This is a genomic window from Duganella sp. GW821-FHT07F09 (assembly GCF_059418705.1).
Genome location: NZ_JBWKQJ010000011.1, coordinates 190,904 through 199,881, shown reverse-complemented (window position 1 = coordinate 199,881; position 8,978 = coordinate 190,904). Strand labels below are relative to the sequence as shown.

Sequence of the window (8,978 nt, the reverse complement as noted above, 5' to 3'; positions counted from 1 at the left end):
GAAAGACCTGCTTGGAAAGCGTGGCGTTCGTTATTGATTTGGAACGAACTAAGTGGTTATGCTGATACAAAAACCACAACTTCGCACTTCATTTGTGCGCCGGAGCAAAAAAAATGCGGAAGTGTATTATTCACGCGACATTTTGTCGGCTGGGGGGCGCCGCACAGAGCAATAGCGTGGGCTTTTTGAAAGCGGTGCGCCGATTGCGGGCGATGTGACGCCGGTCGGGATCGCAAGTATGTGCAGGCCGGCCATCATGGCCCCAGCCTGTTCCCATACCGTCCTTCTGCTTCCGCGCCGCAGCCTTCAGCTTGTCCCCCGGTGCCGTTTCGGGAGAGACGCCGGTCGAGGAAATGGTAATCCCCCCATTCCTAGAGCGTGCTAAAAGTAGAGGTTATGCAGCGAAGGCCAATTTCTGAATCGGAGTAATGCCTCCAAGGGCCATGTGTGGCCGGTCGTGATTGTAAGTCCATAACCAGCGCGTCGCAAAGTCCTGAATTTCATCAAGGGAATCGAACAGATGGTGTGCCAGCCAGTCGTAGCGGACGGTGCGGTTGTATCGCTCGACGTAGGCGTTCTGCTGCGGCTGTCCAGGCTGGATGAACGCGATCTCGATGCCATGCTTGGCGGCCCACGTCTTGGTCGTCTCGCTGATGTATTCGGGACCGTTGTCGCAACGGATCACGCACGGCTTGCCACGCCATTCGATCAGTTGGTTTAGTGACCGGACGATGCGCTCCGAAGGCAGCGAGAAATCGACGTCGATGATCAAGCCTTCGCGGTTGAAGTCGTCGATGACGTTGAACAGGCGAATGCTGCGCCCATCGGCCAGTTGGTCGTGCATGAAGTCCATCGACCAGGTCTGGTTGATCGCTGTGGGCACCGCTAGCGGCAGCGGCTTCTCACGCACCAGGCGTTGGCGCGGTTTGATTCGCAGATTCAGTTCCAGCTCACGGTAGATGCAGTAGACGCGCTTGTGATTCCACTTGAAGCCCTTCACGTTGCGCAGGTACAGGAAGCATAGGCCGAAGCCCCAATTGCGCTGGTTGTTCGTCAGACGTATCAGCCAGTCGGCGATGGCCTCGTTTTCGGCGTTCAGCTTGGCTTGGTAGCGGAAGCAGGTCTGGCTGATGCCAAAGGCCAGGCACGCCGTCCTGCTGCTCACCCGGCCGGCGTCAACGAAGCTGCGCGCCATCTCACGTCGGCGAGATGGCGCTACCACTTTTTTGCGAGGGCCTCAGCCACGATCTCGGCCTTGAGGCGCTCTTCGGCATACATCTTCTTGAGCCGTCGGTTCTCGTCTTCGAGCTCCTTCATGCGGGCCATCAGCGAGGCGTCCATGCCGCCGAACTTGGAGCGCCACTTGTAGAAGGTGGCTGCGCTCATGCCGTGTTCACGGCACAGCTCGGGGATCGGCGAGCCACCTTCGGCCTGTTTCAGGATGGCGATGATCTGGCTGTCGGTAAAGCGGGAAGTCTTCATGTAGAGCTTTCTATTCTTAGGTAGAAAATTCTACTTCTAAACACGCTCTTTCTGTGGGGGGACTACCAAATGATCGATCCAACAATCGCAGATGCGGCGCTTGTAATCGAGAACGCAATAAAATCATTTGAAGATGAATTTCCCTCTGAAGGGACAATAGTTGAACTGGCCGCAGTTCGGGTAGAAGAAGGTCCAAATTATCATGACGACCTCGCGATCATCCGAGAACCGAACGACTACAGGCTACGACTCCGAACGAAGAACTCTGAGCACGTGAACTTGACTAGAAGGTATGTTTCCAGCGAAGTAACGGACAAAGCGGTGCTTGGCGTGAACTCGCCCTACAGGAAAAATCTTTCCAGCTGAGGTAAGTATTTCGTCAAGAACCCATTGGTGCCGGCCGACTGCTGGTCTTCATACTAGTCTTTGGGGCTAGCCCTGGCATCGAAAAAAATATCGGTTCAGGTATGTTGCTGACACAACCAGCTAGTCGCCGTGAAAAACGCCGGTCTTTGTCCGGTCCGCGAGGAGAAAAAGAGCTGCAGACGAAGTTGAAATGAACGATATCTGAAGTGCTTCCTCCCTGACAGATCAGCCAGCGGAGCCGTTCAGTCAACTTGGATGAAGGATCGACTAGTCTAGTTTCATGGAAAACTGCGGGGTGCAGGACGAACGTTTATTCCACGGTCTAGGGGGTATTTTTTTGGCTCGACGGTCGACTTGAAAATCCTTGTGTCGGTGGTTCGATTCCGCCCCGGGCCACCAAGAACATACTTCAAGAAACGCCGATCCATGCAGATCGGCGTTTTTGTTCCCCCCGTCCGCGCAGTTCTCGTATCCGGTCGATCTCCGGTACTCCGCGCAGATGACCACCGCCAAACCTCCGACCGAATCGTCCAATCGGCCGCGTTTTCCGCCGCCCTCAGACCGGCTCGGCAGCTACTTTCTGCACAAATGACACCCGGAGTCCGGGCGAAGGCAACCGCATGACGCCCCAGGCGCGGCGGTCACGCGTTCTGCTCGACCAGATGGTCGATCAGCGCGCGCACCTTTTGGGGCAAGTGACGGGTAGGCGAATAGACAGCGTGCACTGTGCGGTCGGCATAGGCGCCGACCAGTCGCCAATCGGAAAACAGGCGCACCAGGGCGCCGGACCCAATGGCCGGAGCGGCGATGAAGTCGGGAAGGATGCCTATGCCGGCACCGCCCTCGACCAGGGAGAGTCGGGCCATGCTGCTCTTCACCTTGACCGGCCCGTCGATCACCACCGTCAGCGCTTCATCACCACGCGCCATGCCGAGCTGATTGCGCTGCGCGCCGAAACCGAGTTGAATACACCGATGCTGTGACAGGTGCGCCGGTTCACCGGGCGTGCCGTGCGCAGTCAAATACGATGGCGACGCAACGATCACGTAGGCCACCTGGCAAATCGGCCGCGCCACCACGCCCGGCGCCAGGGTGGCCGGGATCGCCACCCGAATGCCCAGGTCGACGCCCTCCTCGGCCAGATCGACCACGCGATCGGTCAATTCAATTTCCACCTTTACGTCCGGCCACCGGCTCAAAAAGGCGGGCAACTGGCGGGCCAGCCAGATATCGCCATACACCGTGGGGGCGCTGATGCGCAAGGTTCCCGTCGGGTGGGTCGCATAGCGTCCCGCCTGCGCTTCGACGTCACGCGCGGCGCTGGCGATGCGGGCGCAGTCGGCATACACCTCGGTCCCCATTTCGGTCAAGGACAGCGAGCGCGTCGTGCGGTTGAGCAGGCGTTGCCCCAGGTGCTCTTCCAACCGGCCGACGGAGCGGCTCACCGCCGACGCGGTCATGCCCAACTGGCGCCCGGCGGCGGCAAAGCCGTTGTGGTCGACAACCTTGGCGAATACCACCATTTCAGGAAGCAGTTTCATCGATTATTAGTGATTCCCAGGAACTAGTCTATGCACATGCGGGCCAATTGTTACCGGCGGAGAATAATTCTACCATTAACTTATTGACAGCTTTTAGACCGGGGAGGTGAAGATGAAGATCGCGAAACGTATCGCCCAGTGGCTCCGTCGGGTTCTCGGCCCGTCACACAGCGATCCGGCCGAAGGGCCGGACCAGCGCCGGCCAGCGTGCCGTACGCGGCGCTGGGTGACGCTGCGGTGACGCTGCGCTAACCGCGTGATGCGCCACGAACCAAGCGGCGCCCCTGGCGCAGGTCTATTTGACCGCCGCCTTCAGCGCCTGACGCCGCATCAGCCAGGCGAACAGCAAACCGCCCGCATACATCAGCACGCCGTACAGCGCGCCGGGCACCGCCATCTGGTCCTGCTTCAGCACGGTGCTGGCGATCACCATGGCCAAGGTCGCGTTCTGCACCGCCGTCTCGATGCCGAGCGTGACCGATTGCTGGCGCGACAGGCGAGCCAGCCGGGCCACGCCGAAGCCGATCGCCAGCATCAGCAGGTTCAGCGAAATGGCGAACGGCGCCAACGTGCCGAAGTTGTCGCGCAGCGCCGCCCAGTTCTTCGACACCGCGCCCAGCACGATGATGATGAACAGCACCGTGGCGATCCTGGTCGCCACCGGCTCGAGGCGCAAGGCGCGCGCCGTCCATTGGTGGCGCACGAACATGCCGATCGCCACCGGCAGGCCCAGCATGATGAAGATTTGCGCCATCATCATCCCGGCCGGCGCGCGCACCGTCTGCGCCGAACCGGCGAAGTGGTCCAGCGCGAACGCGACGATCAGCGGCAAGGTGAAGATCGTCAGCACACTGGCCACGGCGGTGAAGCTCAGCGCCAGCGCCACGTCGCCGCGCGCCAGGTAGGTCAGCAGATTGGACGTGGTGCCGGTCGGACTTGCCGCGAGGATCATGAACCCGACCGCGAACACGCCGGCCATGCCGCTGACCTTGATCATCGCGAAGCAGACCAGCGGCAGAAGGATGAAATGGCAGACCACGCCAACGAGCAGGGCGCGCGGCTGGCGCACGATGCGGCCGAAGTCGGCGGGGGTGAGGCCCAGTCCCAGCGAAAACATGATGAGGGCCAGCGATAGCGGCAGCAGCAACGATGAGAACAGATCTCCTTGCACGCGTTTCTCCAGTGGGGGTTGAATGGCGATGACGGGGAGACATCATACTGTGCTTTAGTGTTGCATTGCCATAAACACAAAAAGCAATTTCAATTTTCTTTATGGATAAATTACCGTAAATAGACAAGTTCCCAAAGAAGCGCGAACGCTTATGCGCGGGTCAAACCAGCCGCCGCCACCTCCGTCACATCAACCTTGGCCGTGCCGCTGCCGCCGGCGACGTTGCGTGGGCCTCTTGTTTACCGTCATTGCTGCGATTTCGTCCTTCTCCGGCACATTGCCCGTTAGAATGAACATATGGAACCTAGCGTAGCCGTCCCCATGGCCAACTTTACCGACCTGCTGCTCGACGCGGTCTGCATGGTCGATATCAGCGGACGTTTCGTGTTCGTCAGCGCCGCCAGCGAACGTATCTTCGGCTACACCCCACAGGAAATGATCGGCAAGGCCATGATCGATTTCGTCGCGCCCGCGGACCGTGCGCGCACGCTGGCTGCGGCGCAGAACGTCATGAATGGCAAGTCCCATATCAATTTCGAAAACCGCTACCTGCGCAAGGACGGGAGCATCGCCCACATCATGTGGTCGGCGCGCTGGTCCGAGCCCGATCAGCTGCGCGTGGCGGTCGCGCGCGACATAACGGCCCTGAAGCAGGCCCAGGCGATGCAGTCGGTGCTCTATGCCATCTCCGAGGCGGCTTACGCGAGCGACGACCTGGCACACCTGTTTCAGCGCAGCCACGCGATCCTCGTCGAGCTGCTGCCCGCCTCCGGGTTTGGCGTCGCCCTGCTCGACACTGCTGGCCAACACTTGCACTTCACCTATCACGCGGGCCACGGCACGGCCCCCGACGCATCCTTAATGCAGCTGCTATGCGAGGAAGTGGTCCGGCGCGCCGCGCCGCTGCTGCTGCTGGCTAGCACCACCGAGGTCCTGCCGGCGCGATTGCAGGCCGCGGCGAAGGCCATGGCGGGGCGCGCGCTGGCGGTACCGCTGACGACCTCCGAGGGCATCGTCGGCGCCATCGTGCTGCACACCGACATCCATGCCGCCTGCGACGTGGTCCGCGAGCGCGACTTGCTGCTATTCATGGCGCACCAGCTCGCCGCCGCCATCCAGCGCCAGCGGCTGCATGCGCAAATGCGTTTCATGGCCATGCACGATGAACTGACAGGCCTGCCAAACCGGCGCCTGTTCCACGACCGCTTCGACACCTCCCTCGGCCGTGCCCGGCGCCAGCAGGAGGGCATGTCCCTGCTGTTCATCGACCTGAACGGGTTCAAACATGTCAATGACCGCCACGGTCACGCGTGCGGCGACCGGCTGCTGCTGCAGGTCACGCGCCGCATCGCTTCGTGCCTGCGCACGACCGACACGCTGGCGCGCCTGGGCGGCGACGAATTCGTGGTCCTGCTGGAAAATATCGCCCTGCCCTCGGACGGCGAGCTGGTGATGGAGAAGATACACCTGGCGCTGACGGCGCCGATCGAGGTGGGCGCGGGAAGCGAACTGCTGGCCTCCGTCAGCATCGGCCTGGCGCATTATCCGGACCATGGCGACAATCGGCAGGCGTTGATGTCGCACGCGGATCAGGCGATGTACGCCGTCAAGGCGAGCGCGGCGGTGGCTGCGACAGGGATTGAAAATCCTTGTTCGACTTAGCGCAGCACGATCAGCTTGGTTTTTTTGCCGGCGCGGTAGGTGGAAACGGTCAGCGCGCCGTCGCGTAGATCGCCGTTGGCGTCGAAGCGGATGGTGCCGGTCAGGCCGGGGTACTGGATCTGGCGCAGCACCGGCAGGAACTTGACCGGATCGGTGGAGCCGGCCTGCCGCATGGCCGCCGCCACCGTCATCGTGGCGTCGTAGGCGTGCGGGGCGTAGGTCTGGATATCGCTGTGGAAGCGCGCGTGGAAGCGGGCCACGAACTCGCTGACGGATTTTTCGTGCGCGGCATCGATGCCGCCGGCCTCGGCGCAGTAGACCGCGCCGTCGCGCACGTTTCCGCCGGCGAGCGTGGGCAGCGCTTCGGTGCAGATGCCGTCGCCGCCCATGAAAGGCGACGACATGCCCAGCGCCTTCATCTGGCGCAACATGCCCCCGGCGGTGGCGTCCATGCCGCCGAAGAACACCAGGTCCGGCTGCTTCGCACGGATGCGGGTCAGAATGGCGCTGAAATCGCTGGCCTTGGCGGTGGTGAATTCGCGGCCGATGATTTTCAGGCCCGGCACACTGGCCTCGGCGCTTTTGATGAACTCGTCCGCCACGCCCTGCCCGTAGGCGGAGCGGTCGTCGATGACGGCGATCCGGCGCGCGCCCAGTTCGTTGACCGCGTAGCGGCCCAGCGAGCGGCCCAGCATGTTGTCGTTGGCCACCACGCGAAACGCGCCGGCGAATTTCTGCCGGGTGTATGCCGGAGTGGTGGCGGAGGGCGAGATCTGCACGACGCCGGCGGCGTTGTAGATGCGCGACGCCGGCACGGTGGTGCCGGAGTTGGCGTGGCCGATGACCGCCTTCACGCCAGCATCAACCAGTTTCTGCGCCACGGCCGTCCCTTGTTTCGGATCGGCCGCGTCATCCTCGCTTTGCATGACGAAGACCGCCTTGCGACCGCCGATGGTGACGCCACGGGCGTTCAAATCCTCGATCGCCAGCGCCACGCCATTTTCCATCGCTTTGCCCAGATGCGCGATCTCGCCGGACAGCGGCCCCGCCACGCCGATCTTTACCACGTCCTGTGCCATGACGGCATAACTCCACAGGCCACCGAGCAACAGGGGAAGAATGCGCGTCATCGCGGCTCCAGAGTATGAGTAATGCACGCATTCTAGCAACCAACAGGACGATCGCAGCCAAGCGAAGTTCCCTCACCTGCTCTTTGCTCTAGAATGATGACATTTCCATCACTACATGGGCGAGCTATGAAACGGGTGATCTTCAATCAAAAAGGTGGTGTGGGCAAGTCGACGATCGCGGTGAACCTCGCGGCCATCGCGGCCAGCCAGGGAAAGCGGACGCTACTGATCGACATCGACCCGCAGTGCAATTCCAGCCGCTACCTGCTGGGCGCGGCGGCGCGCGACGCGTCGCCGACATTGGGCGCCTACTTCGAACAAGTCCTCAGCTTCAGCCAGTTCGCCCAGCCGCCCGGCCACTACGTCCACCCGACGCCGTTCGACAACCTGTCCGTCATCGTGGCCCACCCCGAGCTGGGCGACCTGCAATCCAAGCTGGAATCACGCAACAAGATCTACAAGCTGCGCGATCTGCTGCGCGAACTGGACAAGGAATACGACGAGATCTTTGTCGATACGCCGCCCGCCTATAATTTCTTCAGCCAGTCCGCCCTGATCGCCGCCGACAGCTGCCTGATCCCGTTCGACTGCGACGATTTTTCACGCCAGGCCCTGTACACGCTGATCAACAACATCAAGGAGATCAAGGCCGACCACAACGCCGACCTGGACATCGAGGGCATCGTGGTCAACCAGTTTCAACCACGGGCACTGCTGCCGCAGCGCATGGTCGAACAACTGAAGGAGGAAGGCTTGCCCGTGTTCGACAACAAGCTGTCGAGCTCGATACGCATCCGCGAATCGCACGAGCGCAATCTGCCCATGATCCACCTCGACCGCAACCACAAGCTCAGCCAGGAGTACCTCGCGCTGTATGGCGAGCTGCGGGCCGCGTAAGGCGGCGGCTCGCGGCCGCTAGCGCGTCGCGCCCGCCGACCCGGCGCCGGCGACCAGCCCGCGCAAAAACACCACGATCAACCGCCCCGACGGATCGGGACGGTTCCCCATGCCTTGCAATGCCAGGCCATGCGCCAGCGCCATGAAAGCGGCCGCCAGCTCCTCCGGCTCGGCCGGCGGCGTGCGTCCCAGGATCGCGAACAGCTTGCCGACCACGCCGCCGAGCCTGGCGCGGTGAGCGTCCCACACCGCCTGGTACTTGGCCGCGAACGTCGGGCTGCGGTTGGCGTGCAACTGCAGTTCGATCGACAGCATGGACCAGCTGGCGTCGCGGTTGAGGGTGGCCGCCCACGATTCCAGTTCCAAGAAGATCTCTTCGGGCGCGCGCGCGCCACTGTCCATGACTTTGGAAAGCTGCGCGCCCTCGGCCTCCATATGCCCTTTCAGCAATTCCAACAGCACGTCCTCCTTGCTGGCGAAGTTCGAGTAGAACGCGCCCTGCGAGTAGCCGGCGCCATCGGCGATATCGCGGATCGATGTTCCGCCATAGCCGCGCTCGACAAACAGCTGGCGCGCGGTCCCGATCAGACGCGCGCGGGTCTGTGCCTGGCTTTCCTCGCGGCTCAAGCGCTTTCTTGGTGTCGATTCAGTCATGGCGGCACGATATCACACGAACTCCAGATAGCGCAAAATCCAGATATCAATTGACATCTGGATTTTCATCCATCA

Annotated in this window: 8 protein-coding genes; 3 read left to right on the top strand and 5 right to left on the bottom strand. The window is 61.9% G+C overall.

Annotated features, from left to right (window positions below; all coding sequences use genetic code 11):
* Positions 1–394: 394 nt before the first annotated feature.
* Positions 395–1,482, bottom strand: a protein-coding gene (locus tag AC07P1_RS26510; RefSeq protein ID WP_494698647.1) for an IS3 family transposase whose coding sequence is annotated in 2 segments (ribosomal slippage) — positions 395–1,221 and positions 1,221–1,482 — 1,089 coding nt in all. Because the reading frame shifts where the segments join, the coding sequence is not laid out codon by codon here.
* Between the two features lie 69 nt (positions 1,483–1,551).
* Here AC07P1_RS26510 and AC07P1_RS26505 point away from each other — a divergent pair.
* The gene (locus AC07P1_RS26505; protein WP_494698646.1) at positions 1,552–1,848 is read left to right on the top strand and encodes a hypothetical protein; all 297 of its coding nucleotides are present in this window, start codon (positions 1,552–1,554) and stop codon (positions 1,846–1,848) included.
* A 641-nt stretch (positions 1,849–2,489) separates the two neighbouring features.
* Here the strand turns inward: AC07P1_RS26505 and AC07P1_RS26500 are convergent.
* Positions 2,490–3,389, bottom strand: a complete 900-nt coding sequence (locus AC07P1_RS26500; RefSeq protein WP_494698645.1) for a LysR family transcriptional regulator — start codon at positions 3,387–3,389, stop codon at positions 2,490–2,492.
* Positions 3,390–3,684: 295 nt separating this feature from the next.
* Complete coding sequence (locus AC07P1_RS26495; RefSeq protein ID WP_494698644.1) at positions 3,685–4,560, bottom strand: bile acid:sodium symporter family protein; 876 nt, start codon at positions 4,558–4,560, stop codon at positions 3,685–3,687.
* 297 nt (positions 4,561–4,857) lie between these two features.
* Here AC07P1_RS26495 and AC07P1_RS26490 point away from each other — a divergent pair, with 297 nt between their 5' ends.
* Positions 4,858–6,222, top strand: a complete 1,365-nt coding sequence (locus tag AC07P1_RS26490; protein WP_494698643.1) for a sensor domain-containing protein — start codon at positions 4,858–4,860, stop codon at positions 6,220–6,222.
* On the opposite strand, the gene AC07P1_RS26485 is transcribed toward AC07P1_RS26490, so the two are convergent.
* Positions 6,219–7,352: a branched-chain amino acid ABC transporter substrate-binding protein gene (locus tag AC07P1_RS26485; protein WP_494698642.1), complete on the bottom strand. Its 1,134-nt coding sequence runs from the start codon at positions 7,350–7,352 to the stop codon at positions 6,219–6,221. The genes AC07P1_RS26490 and AC07P1_RS26485 overlap by 4 nt on opposite strands.
* A gap of 126 nt (positions 7,353–7,478) precedes the next feature.
* Here AC07P1_RS26485 and AC07P1_RS26480 point away from each other — a divergent pair, with 126 nt between their 5' ends.
* Positions 7,479–8,249 carry a ParA family protein gene (locus tag AC07P1_RS26480; protein WP_494698641.1) on the top strand — a complete coding sequence of 257 codons (771 nt, stop codon included), beginning with the start codon at positions 7,479–7,481 and terminating at the stop codon, positions 8,247–8,249.
* Between the two features lie 18 nt (positions 8,250–8,267).
* Here AC07P1_RS26480 and AC07P1_RS26475 read toward each other — a convergent pair whose 3' ends face one another.
* Complete coding sequence (locus tag AC07P1_RS26475; protein WP_494698640.1) at positions 8,268–8,876, bottom strand: TetR/AcrR family transcriptional regulator; 609 nt, start codon at positions 8,874–8,876, stop codon at positions 8,268–8,270.
* Positions 8,877–8,978: the final 102 nt, after the last annotated feature.